This window comes from Psychrobacter sp. G, assembly GCF_000418305.1.
GTDB lineage: Bacteria > Pseudomonadota > Gammaproteobacteria > Pseudomonadales > Moraxellaceae > Psychrobacter > Psychrobacter cryohalolentis.
The window spans coordinates 2,281,601-2,305,875 of record NC_021661.1 but is presented as its reverse complement, the minus strand read 5'-3'; the positions used below and the strand labels follow the sequence as shown (position 1 = coordinate 2,305,875).

Below are 24,275 nucleotides of genomic sequence, written 5' to 3'. Positions count from 1 at the left end.
CTAAGCCTCCGACCCATTTTCAAAGACCCAGCACTTGACTGTCTTATTACCAAAGACCGCGCTCGAGACAGCAACGTTTGAATCTATAAACTTGTTTTTTTGACTAGACTTAAGCAGACGTTTCATTTCTGTTTGGTCTGGTAGACGCTGACCTTCTTGCTGCGCGATTTTGTAGAATCTCGGTAGGTTAATCGCAATGCGTTTTTTGTCCGTATAGTGGTTCATCTCGCACTGTGCCAACGTGTTGAGATACTCGTAAATCTCCCAGAACTGCTCTACCAATGGATGATCGCTTGATAGTCTGGCCACACGCTGATGTGACATCTCTATTAGCTTGGACTTGGCGTCTTTGGCTTGAGTCTCTGTCATGACGTCTTCTAAGACGTGCATCTGTAAGCAGTCGACCATCGCGGCTATCTGTGCATGATTGAGCGCTATACGAGTGTGAGTAACGCCGGCTGCGTGATAAAAAACTTCGTACTCTCTGACCTTTCGCTTATACGTCTCAAGGATAGCTTCTTCATTACGAATGGCTTTTACCATGAACTGACTGGTAACCTCTAACGGGATGCGGTCTAGCTCATCGACTAAGTATTTGGTCTGTAGTGTCTGGCCTTCACGGGTTAAACGGATATGCAGCAAGCGCGTGAGCATGGCTTCAGATGCTTGAATAGGTTCGTTTTGACTAATCATGATCGCAGCACGAAACGGCGGTGAGTAAGTGTCGTTGCCGTTATTCTTGACGCCACGACTACGGATTGACCGACCATTGAAAGCATCCTTTAACTGGTCCCACTCAAATTTTGAATAAGATTGTTTGCCATCTTGGTCGTTACGATCGCCTTCAATTAACGCGATGGGCATATTAGATACTTGGGCAAATTCACGATAGATAGCGACTGAGGTAGCTTTTGATGGATCAAAGCCTTCGTAGTCTTCGCGGCCTGATAAGCGCCATAAAAACTCTAAAAGACGCGATTTACCTGCACCGGCTTGACCGACTAACTCAAAAAACGGATAGCTACGATCAGTCGCGCGGATCTGCTCAGCAAAGTAAGTGCCAAGCCACCACGCCATAACAACGGTGCCATAAGCACCGCGAACTTGGTTGAACTTGGACCACCAGTCAAAATTGGGTTTGTCCTTGGTGTTGAGCTGCATGATGGGTGAGTTTGCCAACGACTTAACTTCTAGTCGACCGAGTTTGAAATAGTCTTGCTCATTGATAGCAACAGCTTTGCCTTTATGCACAGCGGTGTCGTTAAAGATATATGCGCCAAACTCTTTGCTATAGCCGATGAAGTCAGTGGTTTTTACTTCTTTGAGCGCTTCGGTCTGGTGACGCATGATGATATCGAGCTGACCGGCGGCACCCGTCCAGAACACACCGGCATAAACAGAAAGTAAGCGGGGTTTGAATTTGGACGGACTCGATAACTGGTCACCTGTGATGGTGGTAGTGACACTGCCTTTTGCCGTGCCTACACGCATGAAGTACCAGGACTCATCGGTAATCTCGTTACGCTGAAAATAAAGTGCTTCAAGCTTGGCGTTACATAGTTCGGTGACAGTACTGCAGCTCTTCACAAACTCTGGCATCTGCTCATCAACGTCGGTCAAATCGCTGACTGATTCGAGGTAGGCGCCCACTTGATGCTTCTCTACTCCGATGCAGGTAGAAAGGGCTTTTGTATCGAGCTCAAACCACCATGTGCGGTAGTTATACTCAAAGTAAAAGCTGGTGCGCTTGGTGTGCATATACATAATAACGGCGGATTGCATGGCAGAGCTTGCTGTCAGTAGGTTACCGTAATAGCGATAGTTCTCAATATGTTCAGACGATAGACGATCCATCTCATGCAAGTCATTCCAATCAAGCTGACGATGCTTCTCGTACGGTGGTTGAGCAGCGCTGCACTCAAAGCCCATGTCTTCAGCTGCTTTTACATTGCGTCGGATGCCGTCTTGACCAGCTTTGTCATTGTCAAACGCCCACACTAGCTTGGGCAGAATATGCTTGGCTTTGTCATACTGGCTTTTGAGCTCGTAGAGACTGTGCTCGGGGAAGTTTGAGCAGCTGATAGAGCTGACTGCATCAAGACCGTTTTGACGTAGCGCCATGGCATCAAATATACCTTCGGTTATCCAAATCTCGGTAGGCATCTGGGTATTGGCAGGATGCCACCACCAGTAGCCCTTTACACTGTAGCCATACTTGATGTTTGCCTTACGTGGGAATCTATCAGCTTGGTCAATGATGCGCTCCCACCAACCGCTGTTCGGTAAGCTGAAGCGAACGGTCGCTGATGAGATGTTTAAATCACGATTAACATACATCTCTTGACTATAGCTGCCTTTAACCGACTGGATGCTAAGACCACGGCCCTCATTTAGATAAGCATCTGCTGCCGCATTGGGACTGACATCGGTCTGCTTATAAGTCGCTGACCAGTCGGTGAACAGGTCAGAGAATAGATCTCTTACGTGGACTTCCATACCGCACTTATTGAGGCGTCCGCATTTGACGACGCGCGGGGTAGTTGAGTGAGTGAATAAAGATTTTTTACTGCAATCTGGGCAGCGACCCTCTCTGAGCCATTGGCCGCTTACCTTGAATCCATAGTCCGAAATCAAGCGGTCTACGACTTTGTCATTAATTCGTGTCATGGTGTTACCTAAGTTTTGAGTGGTGTGTTATGCGTCGTGGTTATTCTCTTGGATGACTAGCTCTAGCTGTTCAATCCAAAAGTCGCTACCCATTATCGATTTGTAGGTTTTGGCTGTATTGCGCATATAGCGCTCTGAGAAATGACATAATGCGACAAGGTTTGCATCGTGCTTTTGGTCGCGATCCTCCTTGGCTAAGTGTTCGATTAGCCACTGCTTACGCTCTAAATAATCGCTTTTATGAGCATGAAAAGCAGCACAAAACACTTCGCTTAAGGAGTCTCTTATGTCATCAGTAAGTCTGAATGGGTTATGCGCCGTACTTAGAATAGCTACATCGCTAACAGGAGCTTGGGTTGTCGGACTATGTGGCATCGTGATTATCCTTATCTGGTCAGTGCAGCCGCAATTTCAGGTTTGGGCTGCAGACTGGGTTGTAGTTGTTGTGATATCTCTATACTCACCTTGGCTGAAAATAAACATTCTGGATTGTGGCAAGCGGCAGTCAGCTGCTTGGTTAAAGCACTAAATATAACGTGCCCATGTGTACGCATGCGTGAATCGCAGTGAGGGCAGCGTATATATGCCGAGGTTGAACTTGCCATAAGTGCTCCAGATAGATTATTGAGTAGTTTGGTTAGTCATCGTGGCGACTCCATTCAGGTGGTTTTAATAGCGATGTTGCTAAATATTATTGATAGTCATTTTTTGAGTCCTTGCTGTATAAAGTCACTTATTCGGTGGTGAATGTCCCAAGATTTGTCCGTATCTGCCATAACCATAATCGCCTGTGCAGATGCAAGGCTCAGTGCAAAATCACTTTTGCTCGGATTAAATGCCCAATCCTGTCCTTTTCTTAATTGTGACTTTTTATGTAAGGTACTAATCGCTGACTCTGGTAATGTGCTAACAACAGCTAAGTCCTTGGTATAAATAACTATGCGACGACGATTAGCTATCATGTAGCGTTTGATCGGTAACTTATCCATGTCACTATTTTTGTTACCAGTGGTTGTGCTATACTTATTCATACTGATTAACTCCCTGAGTTAATTGGTTAGGTTGATAAACATTTACTAGGTTTGTCACAGCAGTGTTAAAGGCAGATGCTTCTTTGCGGGGGTTATCTGCCTTTTTTATGTCTGCTACTTTTATCAGCTGTTGCTGACTGCGAACATAGTTATTAATTTGCTGAGTGATGCTTAGATTATGTTTCAAGTTGGTTCTCCTGATCGGTTGGCATGACGAATACCCAGCATTTCTTGGTATTGCCAGTAATGGTGCTATTGATAGCGTGATTGCTGTCTTTGAACTGCGGTATTAGGCTGTGCTTGAGTGCTGATAACATGGATCTGCGCTGGGGCAGCTGCTCACCTGCTCGGGTGTACAGCTCTGGCAAGCTAATAGCCAATACTTCTGGGTCACGACTGTGGTTGATCTGTTGCAAATCTAGCTGACTGACGGTGTCCCAAAATTGGTCTAACGCGGTCTGCACTTGGGGCAGTATATTAGGCAGCGTGGGCTGCTCAGGTGTGCCATCAATACTGCTATGGGTGGCATGATATAAACTACTGATAACACTTTTTTGGTCATGACCTGTTAGCTGTACCATCTCTGGGATGGTCAGTGCCTGTAGGTAGCGTGTCCAGTCGGCATTGGACACAGACATCGGGGTAGGCGCGGCGCTATAACTGCCTGTCTTACGGATAGCGGGTAGTACTTCTGATGTAACCCACTTGCGGAAGCTATGTTCACATGTGCCTTTCTTCATCGCTTTACGTGTGCGTAGGGCGATAGCGTACATTCCGCTTTCATTAATTATGTTTATTTCGCCCCCGCCACCGTTCAATTTAGACCGCCCTATGTTAAACATAGACCGCTCGTCATCATCTAATGACTGAATTGCCTGAGTAGTATTCTTGATATTTAAAACATCACAAATATCTTTAGCGACGAACCAAGGCTCATCATTAATAGTGACTACGCGAACAGGCTGGTCGTGAAAGTTAAATGTAGCCATCTCTTTATTTTGTTGATTACTCATCGTAGTGGTTCCTTTTATCGTGGTGGCTGAAAATGTGGGGGATATGTCTCCCCTAAGAGAGTTGTTTAATCGATCGGTGGTAGTAGTAGACCGACACGCTGATAGAAGGTCTGAGTGTGCTCACCGCTATGACGGTCTTTGAATAGCGGTACTAGTACACGCTGCTGGTCACCGTTCTCATCGTAGTAGGTCTTTTCTGCGAAGTGGCTGACATCGATATCATGATAGTAAGCGGGCAGCTCTACACCGTATCTACTACCCACTGCTGATGAGGTGCATTTGTTTCTTTGCTCTTCTGAGATGCTAGGCACGTAGATACAGCGTGTTGTGGTTTCATCATTGCTGTTGGTTACACTTCGTCTAATAATGCAAGCCTCTATCATTTGCACCTCTGGTGCTGACTCGCTAAGCGTCTGCTCAAAGTCGCTACATGCCTCATCAAAGTCGATGTGTGATTCATCATGGCTCGCCAAGTCGTCATATACTGCACTGATCGTCTGCTCTATATCGGAAAACGCCAGCTGTAAGTCTTTACGATTGATACTAATAGTTTCGCCTTGTACCGCTTGGGTGAGATGCGCCATCATCGCCGTACGGGTTTGGAGCTTGTCTAGTGTGGCTAGGATTGGATTGAGTTGTGGCATCTTGGTGTTTCCTTTCAGGTTGGGGTTGAGTCAATCACGGTATATTTACCGCTCGGAAAGCGTAGTTTTACCGTTGGTACGGTGACATCCTTTTGTTTAAAATTAGGCTGATCGTGGTGGATAATGATCTGCTCTGAGCGCTCTAACAAAAACTGTCTGATGGCGGTTGCCTCCTGACTGATCCCTGCTAGGCGCATGGCGAACTCGAATCGCTCATGCTCTGGGTCATTCATATAGCTATATAGACGACGATCACGGACGTTGTCCCAGTTCTTATGCGTCATCGCCAGTCTCCTGACCTATACTGTCTGACGGCTGTAGCAGGGCGGCAAACTTAGCCATAAAGTCCTCATCGTGCTGCTGGTAGAAAGCGATGATTTCGGCGATCAACTCCTGCTGCTGCTTACCTGTGTCCATCGCCTTGTACTGGATGTATTTGCGCTGTGATTCAGGCAAGCGCGTGGCAAACATTACTTGTGACATCGTGGATACTCCATAATTACGTTTTGTGATAAAGTGCTAACTGTCTTACGAGCTAACAATTGCATTATTACATATGATAATTCGTATGTAAATAGGGGATGTATGGAAAATCATATTAAATCTACGGAAGTATCTTCTTCATCTGAAAATATCGCTGAACGTTTAGTAAATGAACGTAAACGTTTAGGCTTAAAACAGAAGGAAGTGCAAGACGCCTTAGGCGTTGCTTACTCTACGATGTCTAGGTTTGAGAATGGGCATAGGCTGCCTGATTTGAGTCTGGTTCACACGCTTAGTGGGTTAGGATATGATATTTCGTACGTGATAACTGGCAAACGTCTGGATGAGTCTGCTAGTGATCTGACTGAGGAAGAAATGCAGTGGTTAGAGCTATATCGAAATAGCCAGCGGCGTGCTGAACTGGTGAGGCTGATAAAGGCTTACGAGTCTATGGAGTAGATGATGATAGATAGTGATCGATTGATAAGGAAAATGAGGAGTGGTGTAATAGATTCGCTAGAGGATGCGTGGTACGGTATGGCTTACGCTGTAGAATCATCATTGATAGCTGGTGGTGCAAAGAAAGGCGAATATACGGTGATGGATCTATACTCTCTAGCACAACCGTTTGTACTAGAGATGTGGAAAGATAAAAGTAGAAATATGGATTATGATTCGGCATTTGAAGAAGTTAGCAAATCATCCTCACTTAATCCTTAATCAGCCTTATAACGTTATTAATATTTCTGATGCGTTGCTTGTTACCTGTGAAATATCCTTAAAAATAACTTCTAACTGCTCCAGTGATAGCGGCTCTGCATGAGGCGCAAGCTCACATAACTGACCAAGTATGTGAGCGTAAGCAGCTACTCTCGCTAGATCGTCGGCTATGGTTGCGGTGTTGATGCTGGTACTGTTTACTGTTTTATTATTAATCATACTGATTGTCTTCTTAGACTGGTTAGTTTGACTAACTTTTGTTCTGTTAATTGATATTAGTTCAAGGTAGACTAATGTTTTTTATTGGAGGATAGAGCGATGTTAAAACGAGCTGCAGTGTTGATGTGCATGTTCGCTATTACGGGATGTAGTGAACCTGAGCCACAGGTAATAGATCTAGATAAAGCAGCTGCTGATGCGGGTCTAGCTCCTGAAGATTATAAAGTGCATGAAAATGGAACTATCCAGATTTATTCTAAAGTTGGTACTGAGCAGGAGAATGTCTCATGGTATCAAGACGATCTAAGCGAACCAGTAGAAACTGTTGGTATGTCGAATGCTGATGCTATTTTGGCTAGTGCTGGACTAGAGCCTGATGAAGTAGAGAACTTGGCTGACACTGAAGGCCAACCAAAAAAGCTTTATGTTATTAATGATGAAACACCTTTGTCTGCTTTGTTTTCTCATAGTCCTAACAGTATAGAGTTAAATTGGTATCAATTTTCAGACAAGCCTGAAACGACTGAAAACAGCCAGCAGAGTTTGAAAGATACTTATAAGCTCGCTAGAGCTATGGCAGGTCGTGAAGGAGCTGAGGCGATAATGTACTTATCTAATGGCGGTAAGTATCGTAGTAAGCTAATTGGTGGCTATCCTGCTACAGGGCAGTGTAATGATGGTGTTTGTTTTGTTCATATAGATTTGAGTAGTTAATATTAATAAAAATAAGGTTGAATATATTGATTGATATATCTCTTATAAATACATTGATAGAAGATTTGGGCTTCTATACGATAATGACACCTCTACTTGTAATTACAGCAATCTTTACTTTACCAAAATTTGTAGATTCAACCACATACTTCAAATCTCGAAAAATAAAATATATGAATGAAGCCCTTGAGTCCAACTGGGTTGACAGCGATTCCAAAAGAATTTTTAGTGAAAGTATTTCTAGAATGTATTTGTATAGTAGTCTAGGTATAAAAGCTAACAAAAAAGAAGTAGAGGAGATATTAAGAATTTACGACATGTTGAATAAAAAATTTAATGCTGTTGAAATATACTATGCACTTAAAATTATATCTGAGAATTTTTTTACTTTGTCTCTAGAAAAAGCGAAAGAGGAATATGAGAATACTGTAATACAATCTATAACAAATAAGATGCTCGTTTTTTTAACTGCGTTTTCTATAGTCCTTTGCTATACGTATTTTATATATCATCTAATTTATGCAATAAGCAACGATATTTTCTTTACTAAAGATTATCTCCTTAACGATTTCTCATCTATCATGGGTGTAGTAATAAGTACGATAGGTTTTTTTATTTCTTACTTTTCAGTCAAAAAGCTTAAAAATGCTAGAAAAATTATGGCATGTCATATTGGTAGTTTAGAATGAGTCATAACAGTGTCCCTTCGGACACTACGTTCCCTTGCTACGATTGTTTGATCGAGTGATACTAGACCCATCAAACAACGGCAGCCCCTGAAATGGCAGCCACTCAAGGAGAACACCACGATGACAAATCTAACAATAGCAAAAGCCCAAAACGAAGAACTAGTAGCAGACGGCGGTTATGACAATATTATTGACGTTGTTAAGGATGCTAAAAGCAAGCGTTTTTGGGAATTAGAAATGCTTACCGATTGCGAATTCGACTGGAGAGCTGCAGCTCAAGAAGAACTTAATAAACGCGCCGCTGCTATTATTTTTAGTCAGCTAGATACCGACGATCTAATGAGTATTGCCATCGGCGAGATTGATATCAATGAGCTTTATCGTAAGTCTTAGAAATTACAAGCCAAAAAAAGCCCCGCTAAATAGCGGGGCTTTTTTTGGCTTGTAATAGAAAGTTTTCATTAATTCTTTAGAAGAAATATTAGTGATCTATATGTGTATCAATACTAGTAAATTGAATGAAGAAGGCCTAATATCATTAATAAGTTGTTGTGATGACTAATTCTTTAAATTTTGGAGTGATTAATAATGTTAGAAAACATGGCTATTTATTTGATGTTTGGTATGAGAGCGTTAATCTTCTTACTGATATCGCTATTGGTGGGAACTGTTCTCTTTATAAATGTCATACCTGACTCGTATAGTTTGTTTAGTGGAATGGTTGATTTACAGCCTGCAAAGAGAATACTTTTCACGGGATTCTTAGTAGTAATATTAATAAATTTTATTAAAATTTGGTACGCTGATTATCAGAGACAGTATGTACCTCATTGGTTAAGATGAAAAAGCCCTGCTAGATAGCAGGGCTTTTCTTATGGTCTTGTCAACATACTATTTACATCTATTTGCAAGCCATTCAATATGTTCATATAAGTTTGGGTTGTTTTCTGCATTTCTAATCTTATTAATAGTTGGCTTTGTCTGCTGCCAAACTCTTAAAAATCTTGATTCGTAAAGAGACTTGAAGAGCTCCTCATCAATAATTCCCTGTCTAATACTCAATGCTAAAAACTCGTATATATTTAAACAATGAATGAAAGAGTTTTTTAAATCTACTATCTCTTGATAGTTGCTGTCAACTCCTTCTATTGGTTTCTCAAAGATTATGTTTTCTAAATCATTTACATACATAATAGCTTTTTTACTTTGTGAGAAATCCAAATCTTTTTCTAGGGAAAATAATATATCCATAGAAGACTTGCGCTTAGTTTCGATGCTACTCACTAATAACGAGAAAGAGGTCAGAAGTAGACCTATAAAGGCAACTGAAGAAGATAGAAGTAATACAAAATTGAAAGAATCTAATGAATTTGTGATTTCTAGGAAGACGATATAGTACGAGCATATTATTGTTAAAAGTATAGGTAGGCTAATCAGAGCGTAAGCTAAATATCCGTTTCTATTGACTACAAGATTTTCGTAATTAAAAGGATTGCTAAGAAATTTTTTTACCCATGATTTCTTATGCGTCATAAAATTTATCTCATTTAAATTAAGATGCTTGGGGCTGAAATACACACCACGATATGTGTCCGCCTTATTCGTGCAAAGCCTTATATCGGCGCTCCCAAGCAAGTGTTATTATAACTTATCTAGCAAAAAAATGTTTAATTCATGGAGATAAAATATGGACCCATTTGCATTTGCAACAATCGTAGGACTACTTGCTACTTTTCAGTCTGGTAGAGATGGTAGAGAGGGGAAGAAAGACTTGGAAAGTTTTAAGCAGTGGTTGATTGAAAACAATCATAGCAACATGATCACTATTATTGACAGTAATGAAAGCTTGCAACAAGACCTTACTTCTTTTATGAACCAAAACCATGAGCAGGTGATGACTCAATTATCTACGCTAAATAATCTCATGGTCTCCTTGGCAAGTCACATGGAGGGTTTGGGTAGCATTGCTTCACGCCTTACCCCTAATAGTGGGTTATCCGAACAAGCTGTCGATGTATTAAGACAGTTCGTCATGTCAGGTTGCACAAAGATGCATCGTTTCATTTCAAGGACGTTAGGTGTAGGTTCTACAGATGATTATCTATTAGAGTGTGAGGAAGTACCTGATAGTATTGAGTATAGCGAACCAAGATTCATCGAAGATGATATAAATAGCTTAGTGAATATAGGTCTTATCACTTTGTCTAAAACTTCAAAAGATAGCATTACCTACACAATAACTCGTCAAGCAATTCGATTCATAGATGCGATTGATAACAATCAATGAGTTTACTTAGTCGAAGCCAATAAATCTAGCTGAGTTGTCAACCCACCAGATTTACTATAGTTATGCGTCGCCTTGTCTACCGTCCATTTTAGCGCGTCTATTTCTGCTTTAAATCCTTGTAATGTAATAGGGCTTTCAGTAGTCACGGCAGGGTAGGCGTAGGCTGTGCTAATACTAAACTTGGCTTGTTCATCCTCAATGCGTTTCATCTCCGCCGTCGCTGCAGCAGCTGCGGCTTGTTTACTTTTATACGCGCCTTTTAGTCTTTTCGTCTTAGTATTAGGGTCATCGCCACCGCCGCGTTTTTCCACGTTACCTGCAGTTGCTGTCTTTTTGGTGGCTTTTCCTTTGTCCTGGTAACCCGCGGATACACCTGTGTAGTCGGATTGTCTGTCCTCAACACTGTAACGATATCTGTCACCCGTCTGACGTGTGATAACCGTAATATTCAATGCGTGTCCACTGCTACTGACATTGCTATTTGCGGTAAATACGAGTAGCTTGCCGTGCTTGATATTGACCACTGCGCCGTATTGATGACAAAGTCGTGTCAATAGATGAATGTCTGACTCATCGGTCTGGTCAACATGACCGACATCAATACTAACAAGCTCCGGCTTAATCGATAACGTTAGCTGTTGGCGCTTGGCGACTGCTTCAGCAATTTCTCCCAGTGTTTTATTGTGATACGACTGACTACGACCAGACTTCAATGATGACTTAAAGTCAGCGGATTTAGCAGTAATACTTATGGTGTCGGGTGACCCTGACCACTCGCAGCTATCGACAATATAGGTGCCCATGTCGTGTACGCCTGCATCCTCAAACCCCATCCAACACTGCAGCTTGACGCCGCGCTTGGGTAGTGCCAATGCGCCATCATGATCATCTAATGTGATCGCCAGCTCATCAGCATCAAGGTTCTTATTATCAGTGACAGATAAAGTCATGAGCCGTGCCATGACCTGATCATTGAGCGGTCTGTCATCAGCTGTTAACTTCAGTATTGGTGTCCGTAACACGCTATGCTCCCTGCGCTGGTGTGTTTGGTTCAACGACTTTGTCTGCTTGAATACGGTCATCGTCCACACGCATGAGCTTCATCGTACCGTCAATCTTGCGAGCTATGCCGATATTGGTAATGTGTGAGCGCGTCTCATCAATCGCGGTAATGGCAAACACGCCATAGATGTAACCACTACCATCTATCAGCACATAGCCACTACCGCTGTCTGCCATCTCTGATAAATCATCAATGGATTGACGATTGCCAAAACCGTGTGACTGATAAATCAAAAATGGGATAGTAACGGTCTCCTCACCTGCACCTGTAAACTGATGCTGATCACGACCTTGGGCAATGGAGTTGCTAGCATGAGACCAAGACCGGCTACGCTGTAACTCACTAAAGGTCATGGTATCAACATCGAAGACAAACTGTCCTAAAGATAGAAGCATTACCATTGCTCCGCTAGATCATAAAGTGCTGTGTTATTGGTTGATTGACTACGCTGCTGTTTGGCCAGCGTCGTAGCTACTAAGTCGGCGATCTGCTGCTCAGACTGACCGGGTTGCGCGTAAATATTAAATGTGTTGATTATTGGCGCTTGATTTTGACTACCATTAGCGCCACCCATCATTGCTGAAGCACTGATCGGCTTACGATTGTCAAAGCGAATCTCACTGGTGTCCATCGCATCGCGTAAGTTGTTACTGGTCGTAAGCATTGATGCCACAGGGCTGTCATTAGACAATATGCCTTGATTAAGCCCTTGCATCATGTAACCACCATAACCGCGAAACACACGGCTAGGGCTTTTGATTACCATGCCTTTAGTGCCAGTAAAGGCTGATTTGATACGATTGGCTACGCTAAGGATTGAATCAACGACAGCAGTCGCTTTACCTACAATGCCATTCTTTAAGCCATCCATAATCTGACCGCCCATCGCTGACATCTGAGCCGGTAACCCTGCCAAAAACGCCATCATGCGGCTTGGAATACCAGCTACATAGTTAATCGCAGCACCACCATGCACAACAATCATTGCCGCAAAGGTGCCAATAGCTGTGCCAATAGTCTGTAGCCCTAGCGCCAGTGCGCCTACTAACCCAGCAACGACTTGACCAATTAAGCTAACAATCGTCCCTAAAACAAAACCGAACTGACTGCCATAAGATGTTGCTGTGGCTAATTGCGAATCGGTCGCTTGGAATGGCGCAATCAGTGACATCAGTGCTGAGCCAAGCCAAGTGATACCTGCAATAATTAAATCTAATACGGGGCGTAGTGGTGCAAAAGTGGTCGATAGCATAGAACCTAAGTTGCCTAAGGTTGCTTGAAGCGGTGCTATACCCTGCATGAACCCTGTCCACATTCCTGCAAAAAATGCTTTGACCGGTTGCCAGTACTTAATCAGTAATAGTCCAGCAACGGCAATGGCCATAATTGCCCAACCAATCGGCGTGGTGACCAGTGCCACTGATAACTGACCTAGCGCTGTAATCAAAAACGGCACGGCGTTACGTGCTAAGAACCAAAAGGTCCTGCCAAATAGTTTGCTGAACCACAGCAGTGCTTGTCCCATTAGCTTGAACTTACCCCAAAATGATATACCAAGCTTGGCTAAGATAGCGTTGAATATCATGATGCTTGCGCCAAACTTGATAAAGCTCGCCGCCATGCTGAAAAATGTACCAAACATCAAGGCAGCACCGTATTTGACAGCCCAGATTGCAGCGTTAATCTTGATGAACTTAAGTGCTAAGGCACCAATAGTCTTAACCAATTCGGGATTGGCTTGAGCCCAAGCTGTTATTTTATTGATTATCTCCGTTACATTCGTCACCACTGCTCTTAACGCACTATTGAGTGCACCGCCTTCACCACCCAACGTGATAGACATAGATTCCCATGCGCCTTTCATTTGATCTATATCGCCAGCTAAGTTATCCATTCTGGTTGCTGCTACTTTGCCTGCTAAATCCTTAGCATTCTCTAACTCTTTCGTAAATTCAGTAATGTTATTTACGACTTTTCCAGTATTCTTATCGAGTACCTGTGAATTAGCCACTAAAACTGCAAATTTGGATAAGTGCTCTTCACCAGCCAAACTTTTAAATATGTCGAACTTTACATCATCGTTTAGATTCTTGGTCTTTTGATTGATCTCAGCGAGCACTTCATCGATTTGTCGCATCGTCCCGTCTTTATTGACAGTTTCAATCTTTAGGCCACCTAAAGCTTCTCTAACAGGTTTAGGGGTGGACGCAAGCCTTGTCAAAATTGTACGAATGCCTGTACCTGCTTCGCTACCTTTAATATTGTTATCGCCTAATATACCCATCATTGCGCTGGTTTTTTCAATACTTGTGCCGTAAAGTCTGGCAATGGGAGCGGCATATTTCATAGCCTCGCCCAAATCTTCAATGCCCACTGCAGATTTGTTGGCAGTAGCTACCAACACATCATTCATCCGACCAATTTCCTTTGCTTCCATACCAAAGCCGTTAAGTGTACCTACTGCTATCTGCGCTGCCAACGCAAGATCGACTTGTCCTGCTGCAGCTAAATCCAAAGATCCAGCTAAGGAGTCCATGACTTGTTTGGCTGAAAAACCCCCAGCCGCTAGTTCAAACTGTGCTTGGGCGGCTTGGCTTGCAGAAAATGCTGAGCGAGCGCCTTCACTGATCGCTTGCGATCTAAGCTTGGTCATCTCAGCTGAGGTTTTTTCTAACTCAAGCACCGCTTGGTTTGCACTCATCTGCTTGTCAAATTCGATAGATGGCTTAAGTACTTGATAACCTACTAATGCTGCACCGCCGAGCGCAACAGCGCTATTCAAAACCTCCTGCCGCATCTGCTTTCTTGTTGCTGCAAAAGATTTGGCTAAGCCATCAGCCTTGCGCTGTACAGCGACTACACTCTTAAATACTAGAGCAAAGTCTGTAGCTAGCCCTTTGGCGTGTTGCCTAGCAGTCGATAATAGGCTATTAGTACGGCCAAGCGGCTGATTGACTCGACTAAGCCCTGAGTTATTGACTTGCGCCAAACTACTATTAAACGCATCGACTGTACGTGTCGCACGTTCGAACGACCTTGATAGTTTGTCAGACTTATCAATAATACCGCGCAGTGGCGCGGAAATATCATCGATCAACTTGAGTGTTGCTGATAGATCTAAGTTGTTCACCATATGACACGCCTATCAAAAGTTATTTATCAGTTTCACTACGCTTACGGGCCTTCTCGTGCCAATCCATTAGCTCATCTATATCCATGTCCTCACAGTCTGCCGGTCGCCAATGGAACACGACCGCCAGATCTGCAATCACGTCATCTACGCAGTGAGGGATTCTGCTTTCTCGGCGGCTTTGGTTGTTTCGGCTTCCTGACGCGCTTTCGCTCGCTGGTCCTTGCTGGCGAAAAAACCAACCACCGCTGTAGAAATTCTTAAAAAGTCAGCAGGGTCTAGGGCAGCAACTTCGTGCTCTGTGAGTGGTGGTGTACTCACGCGAGGTACGAGTTTGATCACGGTATCGACATCGAGCTTGAGTAGGTCAGACAGAGATAGACCGCGTAATGCGCCAGTCTTGGGTTTATTGATATTGACTTCTGCGATAGTCAAATTGCCACGAACGATAGGACTATCAAACTCAACGGTTTCGATATCTGGATTGGCGGGCAATGCTGGTGGAGTAGCTACTGATTCTAAATCTTCTCCACGAGCCACCTTCATTTCCATTTGTTCAAGTTCTTCATACGACAAACTAGGGTTTTTCTTAAAAGCTTCAGCAACTGCAGGTGATAGCGATGCGCTTGAGAACTCGGTTGCGGTGTCATTCTTCTTAGTCATAAGGTTGTCCTGGTCTATTTAATTGTTTGAGTAAAAGTAGTATTAAAAGATTGACCATGTTTGGATGACAGTGACCTTAGTGTCATTACCTGAAGATCGTCGCCTTGGTGAGCCGTCACCTCACCAACTAGCTAATCGCCATTTATCCAAACGCTGACGGCTGGTCAAAAGAGTTATAGACCTAACTTGGCGTTAATTTCGCCTGTCATGTCTTTGCCTGCGACGATGAATACACCGTTCACAAAGTCAACTTCGAGCAAAGTAATGCCATCATCAACAATCTTGAGGTAAGTCACGCTATAGGTCAGCTCATGCTCGTTGATACTGCCCAACTCAAGCTCACCTAAGGGTAAGTTAGTCACTGAGCCACGCATGTACACATCTCGCACAACGTGGGTGCACGTGTCTTGACGCTCATATGCACCGATATAACGAATAGGCAAGGCGTCAACGCCGCAATAAGCCAGCTGCATAATGTGACGGGCATCAACACCTGTGTAGGTGATGGTCGACTCCATCGCCTCGAAGCCCATATCCAATTTGATATCGCCAATCATACCGGCAGCCCGGTAGTCTTCCGTCTTTTTGACAATTTCAGGTAGGTTGATGGTTTTGGCTGTGCCGGCGTAGCTGTCACCATCGACACGGACGTTAAAATTTTTGAGTACTGCAGGCATCTGTTTTGCCATTACGTGTGTCCTTTTTATCTAATAGTGAGTAGGCTAGGCGGCTTGTGCGATGAGCTTGCCAAAGTCGATTAAGTAGCGGTCAGTAATACGTTGATTGAGACCTAAGTTCTCAAGCGTCGGGACAGGGGTGTAGTCGTAATCTACCCAGAGTTTGCCTTGGCTCAAATCCTGCGGATTGTTTAACTCCTCGCTGTACCAAACCGCCGCGCCAATGAGCCACCCTCTAGATACTGTCGCTCGCAGCTTGGCATTGATACTGTCAATAATATCGCCCGCTAGCGCTACGGTCATAGGCTGGTCGATGAAGGGAAAGCAGCCATTGATAATCGTATCGAGCAACCACTGTGCGGTTAGAGTGCCTGTCTCAAAAGCAAAGCGCGGATCTGCTGAGCAGGTGCGATTGCCCCAGAATCGGAATCCTTCATGCTGGATAACCGATGTCACTTCATTGGCATTTAAGTAGCCCACTTCGGTATTTGGGTCTTCTAAATCCCAAGTGCGTGGCTGTACGATACCGTTGACACCCGGCACAGGAATATTAGAGATGGATTTGGTAAAGCTCGCAGGAGTCGTTTCATCGATCATGACGCGCATTGCAAGTGCGGTGGCGATGATTGGGGTTTTGACTTGTTTTAGCATTTTGGATTCCTTTTAAATGAGCAAGTAGTTATTTCTCAGTTAGGCTAGTCATTAGAAAAAATGTTAAAAGAAATAGTACCGTTCGAATTTATTAAACCATCGCCTTGTAAAAACATATTTGAGAACTCTTTTTGCGCTTCCGACGGTATCAAACGCACTTTTTTGTTTTCAGCTACCACTGCTCCTATACCTATGACGCCAGGCTCAGGCTCGAAAAAAGACACTTGACCGTCGAACAGGATGGATCCCAACAACAAGTCTTGTGACTTGTCAGCATTGTAAATAACGCCATTGATTTCTACAGCAAAATAAGCCGTTGCGTTGTTTGCACCATTCTTTTCATTATTAATTTTTACAAGCGGATTGTAAGGTAATTCCGTAAAGTTAGGCGGTATGTCATCAAAACCTGAACTGCCACCCCCTTCAGGCTTTCCCGGCAACCCCCACTCACCATCAATGATGCAAAGCTCACGGTCGCCATAAGTATCACGTAATGCAGTAATCAACGCTTTATCTGTGATAAGTGTGCCGTCTACATTACGTGGTGAGGCATAAACCATGGCACGGCGGCGCTTAGCGATAGATACGAGTTTGAGCACGACATCAGGCGTGTCAATTTCTGGCGCACCTAAACGTTTTGGCATCAGACCAAAGCGAGATTGGCAGGTCAATAGCACGTCTAAAGTATCGACATCGAGTGGTTCGGTTACACGTAAAATGACGACTGTCGGATTGTAGATATCGCGTATCGACTGTAGGCAATCGCGGAGTGTGCCAGTTGTGCCTGCTTTGTCGATATTGTCTTGCGTGATACCGGTCAAGAGTACTGGTGTATCAAGCGGATACATGTCGTCGTCAGCATTAGTGCTAGTGACAACCAAACCAATTACGCTGACGTTGGCATTGCGCATCGGCAAGATGCCTTGGGTTTTCTCTTGAGCTGAGATGCCGTGATGAAATGCTGCCATGAGGTTTTCCTTTGCTTTTAAGTTAATTAAAATTAGCGACCTTTGGTTACGCCGCCTGATAGATTATTGATAGTGACGTTGCCTTCTTTGACATAACCTGCGAGTCCGCCTTGCGCGGCTGGTGTGCGGAATAGGTTTAATTCGGTCGTGTCTACTTTAGCGATTCGTAATTCGTTATAACCAGTACTGTCGGGCGTTGATATTGCCATGTATTCAGGAATGGTTGAACCTGCCTGACCAGCTTCGCCAACATTACCGCCGTCACCGCCTTTCACATCGTTATAAAAATCTAGCTCGGTAGTGTACGTGTCGTTATAAAAATTTGAGCCGTTATCTGTCGCGCCTGAACCGTACCACTCGTTAAGCTGCGCTCTACTAGCGGGTTTTTGTATGATAGCTCTTGTAAAGCGCCATTTTTTACTATCTGCTAGCTGGTAATTATCGCCATACATTTGAGCGTCAAAAGGCGAATCCCACACGTTAGCACCGCCGCGACCACCAGTAAGCAACGCGCCGTCTTTGGCCTCGTAACTCATCATAAACTCACCTTGGCGCTGCATTTCAGCGATATTCACGTTCTCTAATCTGTTGCCATACCCTGCAATGCCGTTAAACAACGAATAATCATCACCATTCATATTAGGTAGCGGCAAATTGATAACGTCGAGGAAGTTGTTACGATAAGCTGTCTCGTTTGACACATTCGACCACGGAACAGTAACCACATGGTCAATGTGATCGTAACTCGTTGTATGGCCGCCGCTTGGGGTTTTTACCGTACTATCCCGCCAGTCAAATCTAACGGCATACACGCCATTTTCTTTTACAATAGGATCAGGATTTGGGTATTGTGGCGCACCTCGCCACAAGTTAGCGTCTACTTTTGCCGTCAAAACAACATCATTAACCCCTAATGCTGGGTAGTAGTCGCTAATGTCAAGTTTATGGCGTTTGTTAAACGCTTTAACCCCTGTGTAGTTATAAGTCGCTTCACCAAACGGTGCACCGCCGCCCACGCCAGCCTCAACCACACTGTAAAACATAAACCTATAGTCGTAGTCAGTGCCACTATAAGCTGGTAATACATAGCTTTTATCTACCAAAAAGGCGCTACTACCACCGCCGCCACCGCCGCCGCCAGCAATAAAGCCGTAATTCTCTATAGTCATGCTTCCTTTGGTTGCCGTTCCACCATCACCACCCGCAATAGCGGGTATTAGTGGGTGAACTCTTGAAGCGTAGGTGTCAATAGCTAGTGGCGTATAGTTGTCCTCAACCGTTCTTGCGCTACGCCCAGCATCACCACCGCGTCCAAAAATACGACCGTGATTTTCTACAGTGGCTTGCGATCCTATTGGCCAGTTAATGCCCGCTTCTATGGCCGCCGTATCGGTGTCGGGTGCGATAATGTCCACGCCTGCGTCCACGATAAATCGCACAGTTTCAGTAGATGATGGGTAGCTACCTGATTGAGCTTTGTAATACTCAGCGAGATCGATACCGTCAGTTGTTGACTGACTGATATGCATGACAGTTTCGTGGTGGCCAGCGTCATTAATCGGTACGTTAATTGACAAGTTAGCCGGCGCACCCACAGTCAATCGCACGTGATTTTGTGATTCTTCGATATTGTCATCAGATGTGGTTGTAAAGTTAATAATAGCTTGACCGTTATTCAAAATAACCGTTCCGCTTTCTGTTTTTTCAGGTACAACAACATCATTGGTATCACCGTTTAACGCACCTTCTTTTACTATCCAATCGAGGATTTGCCCATCAGGTAAATTACTGGCTGTAACCGTAAACCGTACTGCAGCCCCTTCATTAATTGAGATTTTGTCTGCCGCCACTTTCCAGACGGTTTCAACCACGGTCGATGGATCATAGCGCTCAAACAGGTAGCTGGTATAAATAGGGTAAGTGTGTGGGCGGTCAGTTGTGGCAAGCTCTGTATTGCCGCGCTGCCCCAGTGTGAGCATAGGCTGACCGATGTAAGCATCGCCATCTTTAACAGCCACTAAACCAATACCTTCTAACCTCCGCCAGTGTGTTTCAAAACCAAACATCGCGTCAAATAGAGGCTTGGGATTAGATTTACTGTGTGACCAGTAGGGATAGCCAAACGGATAAGCCAAATCTAAGAATTGAGCAAAGCGGGGATTGCTAACAAAATTATTAGACACCCATGCTTGCGTCGCTGTCACGACGTTGGCATCAATCACTAAATTGACATCAGGATTGTCAATACTGATAACAGCCTTAATACGATAATCAACAGTGGCAGTAGAGCTGGCAACAGGCTTTTGCAACTCTGGCACTTGACCGACCCAAATTAAGCTACCTTCGCTATCAATTAAGCCAATCTCACGTATCGCCCAGCCACCTTGATCTTGCGGAACGATACAAGTAATCTCGTATTGTCCAACAACCGCCGTGGCCGCAACGCCATTAACAGCAGCTTGATAGCGTTTACTAACCAGTACTTGCTGATCAAGACGTTGGCTAAAATCAACATTGACGCCTTGCCCAACAGCAAATTCAGCAATGCGTACCGGCTGACCGCCAGCAGATGCAGCTGCTGCAAGCTTTTGTTGTCCAAGCGTGGTTAGTAAGAGCTGGTAAGTCATGATGAGCCTTTAATTAATAGTTAGTTTGCCAATATTAAAGTTGTTCGATTAGGTCGTACCAGAACCAGTACCTTCGCCGTTATCAATAGGAGGTAAACCTAATCCACCACCGTTTTCGGGTGCGACGGGCATCAAAAGACGGTCAATAGCTGCACCGTCAAACACAATGACGTCACCTAGTTTTTTGATCGTAAACAGTTCTGAAGTATTTTCTGCAACTGCTAAGGTGCGCTTAGGTGCAGTAGTGTGATTGGCTAGATGCTCTGGAGTGAGCAACGTGTAAATGTTGATGTTGGTTGCAGTACTGGTGACAACCTCAACATGCACGGAGTCAAAACGAGTGCGTAATAATGCTGGATTAAAAATGATGTCAACATCAGTACGGGCAATGCCGTCATTCATAATCAGTGCTAAGTGACTTGCGGTAGCAATACCGTCGCCCTCAATTACGTCAAAATCAACAAGGTATGAACCACGGTCAGACAATGGATTGGTAACGGTTTTGGTTAAGCCTTGCGGCTGTTGATCATTTGGCATAATAAATCCTCAGTTAGTGATGGTTATTTCGACACCGACGGCTGGGACAGCGTAGGCGGCGATTGTTGCATTTACAGATGTACCAAAATAAATATCGTAATGAGCAGATAGGCGTTTAACGGCATCAACGACCGCACGGATTTGTCGTACTGAGTCAGTGATAACCCCATTCATGGGATTTACTTCGATGCTAAACGTGCCCGGTGTACCTCTTGGGGTTTTTTCAAACCACTCAATCACGCTGGTGTCGTAGTTCATGACAGCCAAAGCACGCTTGACAGCGCCTAAAGTGCCCTTGCGCTGGTGTACCCAAACTGAGTTTTTGACAACATTGCGCTGCGTCTCAATACTCCACGCGTCATTCCATTCATCAACGGACCAGGCGTAAGCCAAAAAAGGTAAATATTCGATAGGACAGTTTTCTGCATCCCAAATTAGGTCAAACGGTACATCTATCGATTCAAGTCTCGTTGTCAATGTTGCAAGTCCGCGCTCAAGCGGTTTGCTATTAGCTGGCAGTAAAGACAAATCAGTCATTGCTGCTTACCGCCGTAATATCATGACTGGTGCAATGTGCCACCTGTGACACGTCGACCAATACATCAGTAGCCGGGCTAATCAGCTCAATGCGACTGACGCCATTTACATCGAGCGCACCAATAATGCGACTGGTAGCGATGCGACGACCAGGCTTAAATTCGGAGCGCAAATAAGCACGCAAATTATCTAATCCTTGCTGTAGTAACAGACTTGGACTGATACCCGCCTTGATATAAATCACAGCATTAATTTGATATGACTTTGCAGTAGCACTATGTACGCGCACTAGGTCGGTTAGAGGACGCACATCATCAGCGGTCAGCGCAGCAAAAACATCGTTAATAGCACTTTGATCAACACCAACGGTCTTGGTCGCTTGCTCGAGCACGTCACCATCAATCTGGCCAGATAAATATACGTCTACCTCCGTGGGCGCGGGGCTGTGGACGGTAGCGTTAAATACTTGCGGACTGGCAGATAATGCGTGGAATAAATAAGCCCCAGCGCTACCGGCCTTGGTTTCGGCTTCGACTGACAATGCCAAGCGATCACGATAATCGGTATCGTCTTCTAGAATCTCAGGCGTAACAGGATTGGTTGTTAAATCTTCTACTTGTAAAACTTTGCGCTGTACGCGGTAATAGGTGACACCAATATGGTCAAGGTCAGCGCCATTGGCATACGCCAGCATAAGGCTACGAGCCGTACGATTAATCTCGCTCACTTTTAGGCTGTAGCGATAAGCCAATACTTCTAATATCTTGTTAACCGGCTCAGACTCTAATGCTAATGCCGCGTGTATCGGGTGATTGGCTGGGAATTTGGCAGCAAACTCGGCGCGGATTTCAATCAATTCGGCTTCAGGCGAAATGGGCTTGATTAAATTTGGTGGCGGCAAGCCCTGTAGGTTAATTGCGGTAAATACATTATTCATGTGGCCCCTCGCACTAAAGATAATGATGTAGTCAGCGTTGAGCTATCAGCACGGCGCATCTCAATCAATGTATTCCAGCCGCTATTGATACCATCATTAATCAAAGACAAGCTCACTTTGCTCACCTTAATACGTGGCTCCCAACGAATAAGGGCGGTCGCTGTGGCTGCCATCAGCTTCAGACGTGTGGCATCATTAGCTGGGGCGTCAATTAAAAAGGGCAGTAGGCTGCCATACTCACGGCGCATCAATCGTGTACCAAGCGGCGTGGTCAAAATGTCGTGTATTGACTGACGCAAATGCTCATCTTGATTTAATAGGTCGCCATTGGTGCGAGACATACCCGTTGCGTAGTTATTCATACGGGGTCACCAGACACATCAGAACCACTTCTAACGTTTTTATGACCGTGATTACCTAGTTTGATGTCTTTTGCATAAACTTCGTCATCTGACTTAATCGCTTCACTTGCGTGGATGCCTTTGTCGACTTGCAGACTGCCGGTCATACGCGTGCTTGGTGTATCCAATACAATGCTGGTTTTTGACTTGATAAGGGTCTCGCTGATATGGATTGTGAGTTGGCTTTTAACCACATCAATACTGCAAAAGTCAGTGTCGTTATAGCGGATGCGTATCTCATTTTGGTCGGTGCTCGGACTAGGGTTGTGTTCGCTATATAAGCTGATAACAGGGATAGCATTAGCCAATTCACCGCTTGGCGAGACCAGTAAGTATTGCTCACCGATACTAGGGCAGCGCCATACGCTAATAGATCCAGCAGCGATAGAAGGGATGTTTACCCAGTCAGTTACATTTTCGCCAACAGCTAGGCGCATCAAAGCACTGTCAGCATTGATATGCGTGACAGTGCCAATGGTGGCGATATTGTGTAAGCGGCGTTGGTTTTCTGCGTTCATAGGCATAGTCTGCATTGCAGCAAAGCCAAGTGCATCTAATGCTTAACCGCAAATAGGACTTACGGTTAAGTTATTGGAAACGATAAATCATATGATCTTCGTACGATGAGTTTTTATTCATCTGTGCTTTTAGACTAATCGTTTCGTAATTGCCAACTCGTTGCCAAGCGCAAGAATCATGCTCTCGCAGAAAATCAAGATAAGCTGGCAATTCACTTCGCGTACTGCTGAAGAAAATATAAGGTGGTCTTACACATTGCATCAGCTTTAAAAATTGCACCATTCCAAAATACTCTTTCTGTGCATAAGCGCCTTGCTGGGTATTGACGTAGGGCGGATCAAAAACAAGTAGCGTTTTAGGTTGATTAGCGTATTGAGGTATAAGCGTGTCGTATGACTCGCAAACAATATCTAAACCGGTCAAATAGTCATCTACAGCTGTGAAGTCAGTACGGCGTAAAGAGTTATATAGATGACTTGCATACAGCTCATCTAAACTGGTGGCATGTTTGCCGGCAAATAATAACCACGTTGACAATACTCGCAGGTCAATGTGGCCTTTGAATTTTTCGATCACGTCTATAACTTGAGACTTAATATTTCTATCTAAAAGCGTTTGGCGCGGGTAGTCAGCTAGTACGTCCATCAGTTGCCGGCGCAATCTGTTACTGTCATCAACGTGCTTTAGGCGCTCACAATAATTGTCAAAATCATTAAAGATAACCGTCGCGGCAGGTTTTAAATGTTTGGCGTTATTACTGAGTAACCCGCTACCGCCAAACACATCAATGATAGTCCAGCCTTCACCATTATCAGGAATGTGTTCATCAATCACTTGACGGAAGTGTTTTAAGAAAAATCGTTTCTGGCCAACGAAGGGAAGTGGCGCTTTATGTTGAAGACTTGGTGTTACTACATTGGAATCGCTCATGAGAGTCTCTTTTAGTTTGAGACTCACGGTCTTCTAATGAGACGCTCTGGGCGTTCTGTGTAGTGTTTAATTTTTTACATCGTGGACATTTGACGGCGACCACTGCCTCACCTGAGATGCGAGCTAATAAACGCCCACACTCAATACAACGAAAATCATGCATGATTA

Annotated in this window: 33 protein-coding genes; 6 read left to right on the top strand and 27 right to left on the bottom strand. The window is 44.3% G+C overall.

The window, feature by feature from the left end; translation table 11 throughout:
- From PSYCG_RS09615 to PSYCG_RS09575, 9 genes are all read right to left on the bottom strand, one after another.
- Complete coding sequence (locus PSYCG_RS09615; RefSeq protein WP_020444025.1) at nt 1-2,667, bottom strand: toprim domain-containing protein; 2,667 nt, start codon at nt 2,665-2,667, stop codon at nt 1-3.
- Nucleotides 2,668-2,694: 27 nt separating this feature from the next.
- Nucleotides 2,695-3,042 (bottom strand): hypothetical protein, encoded by a 348-nt coding sequence (locus tag PSYCG_RS09610; protein WP_020444024.1) that lies wholly within the window; start codon nt 3,040-3,042, stop codon nt 2,695-2,697.
- Between the two features lie 11 nt (nt 3,043-3,053).
- Nucleotides 3,054-3,272 carry an ogr/Delta-like zinc finger family protein gene (locus PSYCG_RS13265; protein WP_084674200.1) on the bottom strand — a complete coding sequence of 73 codons (219 nt, stop codon included), beginning with the start codon at nt 3,270-3,272 and terminating at the stop codon, nt 3,054-3,056.
- Between the two features lie 96 nt (nt 3,273-3,368).
- Nucleotides 3,369-3,698 (bottom strand): hypothetical protein, encoded by a 330-nt coding sequence (locus PSYCG_RS09600; RefSeq protein WP_020444022.1) that lies wholly within the window; start codon nt 3,696-3,698, stop codon nt 3,369-3,371.
- Nucleotides 3,691-3,885: a hypothetical protein gene (locus PSYCG_RS09595; RefSeq protein WP_020444021.1), complete on the bottom strand. Its 195-nt coding sequence runs from the start codon at nt 3,883-3,885 to the stop codon at nt 3,691-3,693. The genes PSYCG_RS09600 and PSYCG_RS09595 overlap by 8 nt, the downstream gene beginning before the upstream one ends.
- Complete coding sequence (locus PSYCG_RS13140; protein ID WP_051130947.1) at nt 3,875-4,711, bottom strand: Bro-N domain-containing protein; 837 nt, start codon at nt 4,709-4,711, stop codon at nt 3,875-3,877. Before PSYCG_RS13140 ends, PSYCG_RS09595 begins: the two co-directional genes overlap by 11 nt.
- 65 nt (nt 4,712-4,776) lie before the next feature.
- Entirely contained in the window at nt 4,777-5,355 is a 579-nt protein-coding gene (locus tag PSYCG_RS09585; protein WP_020444020.1) for a hypothetical protein, read from the bottom strand.
- 14 nt (nt 5,356-5,369) lie between these two features.
- Entirely contained in the window at nt 5,370-5,639 is a 270-nt protein-coding gene (locus PSYCG_RS09580; protein WP_020444019.1) for a hypothetical protein, read from the bottom strand.
- A complete protein-coding gene (locus PSYCG_RS09575) occupies nt 5,629-5,838 on the bottom strand; it encodes a hypothetical protein (protein ID WP_020444018.1) in 210 nt (69 codons plus the stop codon). Before PSYCG_RS09575 ends, PSYCG_RS09580 begins: the two co-directional genes overlap by 11 nt.
- 102 nt (nt 5,839-5,940) lie before the next feature.
- On the opposite strand from PSYCG_RS09575, the gene PSYCG_RS09570 reads away from it, so the two are divergent.
- Both PSYCG_RS09570 and PSYCG_RS09565 read left to right on the top strand, forming a co-directional pair.
- Nucleotides 5,941-6,297, top strand: a complete 357-nt coding sequence (locus tag PSYCG_RS09570) for a helix-turn-helix domain-containing protein (protein WP_020444017.1) — start codon at nt 5,941-5,943, stop codon at nt 6,295-6,297.
- 33 nt (nt 6,298-6,330) lie between these two features.
- On the top strand, nt 6,331-6,558 hold the full coding sequence (locus PSYCG_RS09565) for a hypothetical protein (protein WP_144061775.1): 228 nt from the start codon (nt 6,331-6,333) through the stop codon (nt 6,556-6,558).
- Between the two features lie 6 nt (nt 6,559-6,564).
- Here PSYCG_RS09565 and PSYCG_RS09560 read toward each other — a convergent pair whose 3' ends face one another.
- Entirely contained in the window at nt 6,565-6,777 is a 213-nt protein-coding gene (locus PSYCG_RS09560; protein ID WP_020444015.1) for a hypothetical protein, read from the bottom strand.
- Nucleotides 6,778-6,876: 99 nt separating this feature from the next.
- On the opposite strand from PSYCG_RS09560, the gene PSYCG_RS09555 reads away from it, so the two are divergent.
- The 3 genes from PSYCG_RS09555 to PSYCG_RS09545 all read left to right on the top strand — a co-directional run bounded on the left by PSYCG_RS09555 (nt 6,877) and on the right by PSYCG_RS09545 (nt 8,573).
- Nucleotides 6,877-7,491, top strand: a complete 615-nt coding sequence (locus PSYCG_RS09555) for a hypothetical protein (RefSeq protein WP_020444014.1) — start codon at nt 6,877-6,879, stop codon at nt 7,489-7,491.
- Nucleotides 7,492-7,517: 26 nt separating this feature from the next.
- On the top strand, nt 7,518-8,180 hold the full coding sequence (locus tag PSYCG_RS09550; protein ID WP_020444013.1) for a hypothetical protein: 663 nt from the start codon (nt 7,518-7,520) through the stop codon (nt 8,178-8,180).
- 120 nt (nt 8,181-8,300) lie between these two features.
- Nucleotides 8,301-8,573 carry a hypothetical protein gene (locus tag PSYCG_RS09545; protein ID WP_020444012.1) on the top strand — a complete coding sequence of 91 codons (273 nt, stop codon included), beginning with the start codon at nt 8,301-8,303 and terminating at the stop codon, nt 8,571-8,573.
- A 498-nt stretch (nt 8,574-9,071) separates the two neighbouring features.
- Here the strand turns inward: PSYCG_RS09545 and PSYCG_RS09535 are convergent, their stop codons facing one another.
- Nucleotides 9,072-9,713: a DUF4760 domain-containing protein gene (locus tag PSYCG_RS09535; protein WP_020444010.1), complete on the bottom strand. Its 642-nt coding sequence runs from the start codon at nt 9,711-9,713 to the stop codon at nt 9,072-9,074.
- A 154-nt stretch (nt 9,714-9,867) separates the two neighbouring features.
- Between PSYCG_RS09535 and PSYCG_RS09530 the strand changes: the two genes are divergently transcribed.
- On the top strand, nt 9,868-10,467 hold the full coding sequence (locus PSYCG_RS09530) for a hypothetical protein (RefSeq protein WP_020444009.1): 600 nt from the start codon (nt 9,868-9,870) through the stop codon (nt 10,465-10,467).
- A gap of 2 nt (nt 10,468-10,469) precedes the next feature.
- Here the strand turns inward: PSYCG_RS09530 and PSYCG_RS09525 are convergent, their stop codons facing one another.
- The 16 genes from PSYCG_RS09525 to PSYCG_RS13770 form a co-directional block, all read right to left on the bottom strand.
- Nucleotides 10,470-11,489, bottom strand: a complete 1,020-nt coding sequence (locus tag PSYCG_RS09525; protein WP_041772298.1) for a contractile injection system protein, VgrG/Pvc8 family — start codon at nt 11,487-11,489, stop codon at nt 10,470-10,472.
- A 1-nt stretch (nt 11,490) separates the two neighbouring features.
- The gene (locus PSYCG_RS09520; protein ID WP_041772297.1) at nt 11,491-11,925 is read right to left on the bottom strand and encodes a phage tail protein; all 435 of its coding nucleotides are present in this window, start codon (nt 11,923-11,925) and stop codon (nt 11,491-11,493) included.
- Nucleotides 11,925-14,663, bottom strand: coding sequence for a phage tail tape measure protein (locus tag PSYCG_RS09515; protein WP_020444006.1), 2,739 nt, complete (start codon nt 14,661-14,663; stop codon nt 11,925-11,927). The genes PSYCG_RS09520 and PSYCG_RS09515 overlap by 1 nt, the downstream gene beginning before the upstream one ends.
- A 19-nt stretch (nt 14,664-14,682) precedes the next feature.
- On the bottom strand, nt 14,683-14,802 hold the full coding sequence (locus tag PSYCG_RS13260; RefSeq protein ID WP_020444005.1) for a GpE family phage tail protein: 120 nt from the start codon (nt 14,800-14,802) through the stop codon (nt 14,683-14,685).
- 5 nt (nt 14,803-14,807) lie between these two features.
- The gene (locus tag PSYCG_RS09510; protein WP_227500740.1) at nt 14,808-15,236 is read right to left on the bottom strand and encodes a phage tail assembly protein; all 429 of its coding nucleotides are present in this window, start codon (nt 15,234-15,236) and stop codon (nt 14,808-14,810) included.
- A gap of 260 nt (nt 15,237-15,496) precedes the next feature.
- Nucleotides 15,497-16,012, bottom strand: coding sequence for a phage major tail tube protein (locus PSYCG_RS09505; RefSeq protein WP_020444003.1), 516 nt, complete (start codon nt 16,010-16,012; stop codon nt 15,497-15,499).
- 33 nt (nt 16,013-16,045) lie between these two features.
- Complete coding sequence (locus tag PSYCG_RS09500) at nt 16,046-16,651, bottom strand: phage tail sheath C-terminal domain-containing protein (protein WP_020444002.1); 606 nt, start codon at nt 16,649-16,651, stop codon at nt 16,046-16,048.
- 44 nt (nt 16,652-16,695) lie between these two features.
- The gene (locus PSYCG_RS09495; protein ID WP_020444001.1) at nt 16,696-17,619 is read right to left on the bottom strand and encodes a hypothetical protein; all 924 of its coding nucleotides are present in this window, start codon (nt 17,617-17,619) and stop codon (nt 16,696-16,698) included.
- Nucleotides 17,620-17,651: 32 nt separating this feature from the next.
- Entirely contained in the window at nt 17,652-20,246 is a 2,595-nt protein-coding gene (locus PSYCG_RS09490; protein ID WP_020444000.1) for a phage tail protein, read from the bottom strand.
- Nucleotides 20,247-20,294: 48 nt separating this feature from the next.
- Nucleotides 20,295-20,783 (bottom strand): hypothetical protein, encoded by a 489-nt coding sequence (locus tag PSYCG_RS09485; RefSeq protein WP_020443999.1) that lies wholly within the window; start codon nt 20,781-20,783, stop codon nt 20,295-20,297.
- A gap of 9 nt (nt 20,784-20,792) precedes the next feature.
- The gene (locus tag PSYCG_RS09480) at nt 20,793-21,320 is read right to left on the bottom strand and encodes a phage tail protein I (RefSeq protein ID WP_020443998.1); all 528 of its coding nucleotides are present in this window, start codon (nt 21,318-21,320) and stop codon (nt 20,793-20,795) included.
- A complete protein-coding gene (locus tag PSYCG_RS09475; protein ID WP_020443997.1) occupies nt 21,313-22,257 on the bottom strand; it encodes a baseplate J/gp47 family protein in 945 nt (314 codons plus the stop codon). Before PSYCG_RS09475 ends, PSYCG_RS09480 begins: the two co-directional genes overlap by 8 nt.
- Nucleotides 22,254-22,619: a GPW/gp25 family protein gene (locus tag PSYCG_RS09470; RefSeq protein ID WP_020443996.1), complete on the bottom strand. Its 366-nt coding sequence runs from the start codon at nt 22,617-22,619 to the stop codon at nt 22,254-22,256. Before PSYCG_RS09470 ends, PSYCG_RS09475 begins: the two co-directional genes overlap by 4 nt.
- The gene (locus PSYCG_RS09465; protein WP_187289117.1) at nt 22,616-23,176 is read right to left on the bottom strand and encodes a phage baseplate assembly protein V; all 561 of its coding nucleotides are present in this window, start codon (nt 23,174-23,176) and stop codon (nt 22,616-22,618) included. Before PSYCG_RS09465 ends, PSYCG_RS09470 begins: the two co-directional genes overlap by 4 nt.
- A gap of 70 nt (nt 23,177-23,246) precedes the next feature.
- Nucleotides 23,247-24,107: a DNA adenine methylase gene (locus PSYCG_RS09460; protein WP_020443994.1), complete on the bottom strand. Its 861-nt coding sequence runs from the start codon at nt 24,105-24,107 to the stop codon at nt 23,247-23,249.
- The gene (locus tag PSYCG_RS13770; RefSeq protein ID WP_084674199.1) at nt 24,067-24,270 is read right to left on the bottom strand and encodes a Com family DNA-binding transcriptional regulator; all 204 of its coding nucleotides are present in this window, start codon (nt 24,268-24,270) and stop codon (nt 24,067-24,069) included. The genes PSYCG_RS09460 and PSYCG_RS13770 overlap by 41 nt, the downstream gene beginning before the upstream one ends.
- Nucleotides 24,271-24,275: the final 5 nt, after the last annotated feature.

Coding starts and splice junctions, on each gene's coding strand:
- PSYCG_RS09565 (WP_144061775.1), top strand. CDS start 6,331: ATGAGGAGTGGTGTAATAGATTCGCTAGAGGATGCGTGGTACGGTATG.
- PSYCG_RS09460 (WP_020443994.1), bottom strand. CDS start 24,107: ATGAGCGATTCCAATGTAGTAACACCAAGTCTTCAACATAAAGCGCCA.
- PSYCG_RS09530 (WP_020444009.1), top strand. CDS start 9,868: ATGGACCCATTTGCATTTGCAACAATCGTAGGACTACTTGCTACTTTT.
- PSYCG_RS09555 (WP_020444014.1), top strand. CDS start 6,877: ATGTTAAAACGAGCTGCAGTGTTGATGTGCATGTTCGCTATTACGGGA.
- PSYCG_RS13140 (WP_051130947.1), bottom strand. CDS start 4,711: ATGAGTAATCAACAAAATAAAGAGATGGCTACATTTAACTTTCACGAC.
- PSYCG_RS09520 (WP_041772297.1), bottom strand. CDS start 11,925: ATGCTTCTATCTTTAGGACAGTTTGTCTTCGATGTTGATACCATGACC.
- PSYCG_RS09585 (WP_020444020.1), bottom strand. CDS start 5,355: ATGCCACAACTCAATCCAATCCTAGCCACACTAGACAAGCTCCAAACC.
- PSYCG_RS09515 (WP_020444006.1), bottom strand. CDS start 14,663: ATGGTGAACAACTTAGATCTATCAGCAACACTCAAGTTGATCGATGAT.
- PSYCG_RS09580 (WP_020444019.1), bottom strand. CDS start 5,639: ATGACGCATAAGAACTGGGACAACGTCCGTGATCGTCGTCTATATAGC.
- PSYCG_RS09560 (WP_020444015.1), bottom strand. CDS start 6,777: ATGATTAATAATAAAACAGTAAACAGTACCAGCATCAACACCGCAACC.
- PSYCG_RS09545 (WP_020444012.1), top strand. CDS start 8,301: ATGACAAATCTAACAATAGCAAAAGCCCAAAACGAAGAACTAGTAGCA.
- PSYCG_RS09615 (WP_020444025.1), bottom strand. CDS start 2,667: ATGACACGAATTAATGACAAAGTCGTAGACCGCTTGATTTCGGACTAT.
- PSYCG_RS09465 (WP_187289117.1), bottom strand. CDS start 23,176: ATGAACGCAGAAAACCAACGCCGCTTACACAATATCGCCACCATTGGC.
- PSYCG_RS09610 (WP_020444024.1), bottom strand. CDS start 3,042: ATGCCACATAGTCCGACAACCCAAGCTCCTGTTAGCGATGTAGCTATT.
- PSYCG_RS13265 (WP_084674200.1), bottom strand. CDS start 3,272: ATGGCAAGTTCAACCTCGGCATATATACGCTGCCCTCACTGCGATTCA.
- PSYCG_RS09500 (WP_020444002.1), bottom strand. CDS start 16,651: ATGCTAAAACAAGTCAAAACCCCAATCATCGCCACCGCACTTGCAATG.
- PSYCG_RS09600 (WP_020444022.1), bottom strand. CDS start 3,698: ATGAATAAGTATAGCACAACCACTGGTAACAAAAATAGTGACATGGAT.
- PSYCG_RS09475 (WP_020443997.1), bottom strand. CDS start 22,257: ATGAATAATGTATTTACCGCAATTAACCTACAGGGCTTGCCGCCACCA.
- PSYCG_RS09570 (WP_020444017.1), top strand. CDS start 5,941: ATGGAAAATCATATTAAATCTACGGAAGTATCTTCTTCATCTGAAAAT.
- PSYCG_RS09505 (WP_020444003.1), bottom strand. CDS start 16,012: ATGGCAAAACAGATGCCTGCAGTACTCAAAAATTTTAACGTCCGTGTC.
- PSYCG_RS09575 (WP_020444018.1), bottom strand. CDS start 5,838: ATGTCACAAGTAATGTTTGCCACGCGCTTGCCTGAATCACAGCGCAAA.
- PSYCG_RS09490 (WP_020444000.1), bottom strand. CDS start 20,246: ATGACTTACCAGCTCTTACTAACCACGCTTGGACAACAAAAGCTTGCA.
- PSYCG_RS13770 (WP_084674199.1), bottom strand. CDS start 24,270: ATGCATGATTTTCGTTGTATTGAGTGTGGGCGTTTATTAGCTCGCATC.
- PSYCG_RS09485 (WP_020443999.1), bottom strand. CDS start 20,783: ATGCCAAATGATCAACAGCCGCAAGGCTTAACCAAAACCGTTACCAAT.
- PSYCG_RS09535 (WP_020444010.1), bottom strand. CDS start 9,713: ATGACGCATAAGAAATCATGGGTAAAAAAATTTCTTAGCAATCCTTTT.
- PSYCG_RS09495 (WP_020444001.1), bottom strand. CDS start 17,619: ATGGCAGCATTTCATCACGGCATCTCAGCTCAAGAGAAAACCCAAGGC.
- PSYCG_RS09470 (WP_020443996.1), bottom strand. CDS start 22,619: ATGAATAACTACGCAACGGGTATGTCTCGCACCAATGGCGACCTATTA.
- PSYCG_RS09480 (WP_020443998.1), bottom strand. CDS start 21,320: ATGACTGATTTGTCTTTACTGCCAGCTAATAGCAAACCGCTTGAGCGC.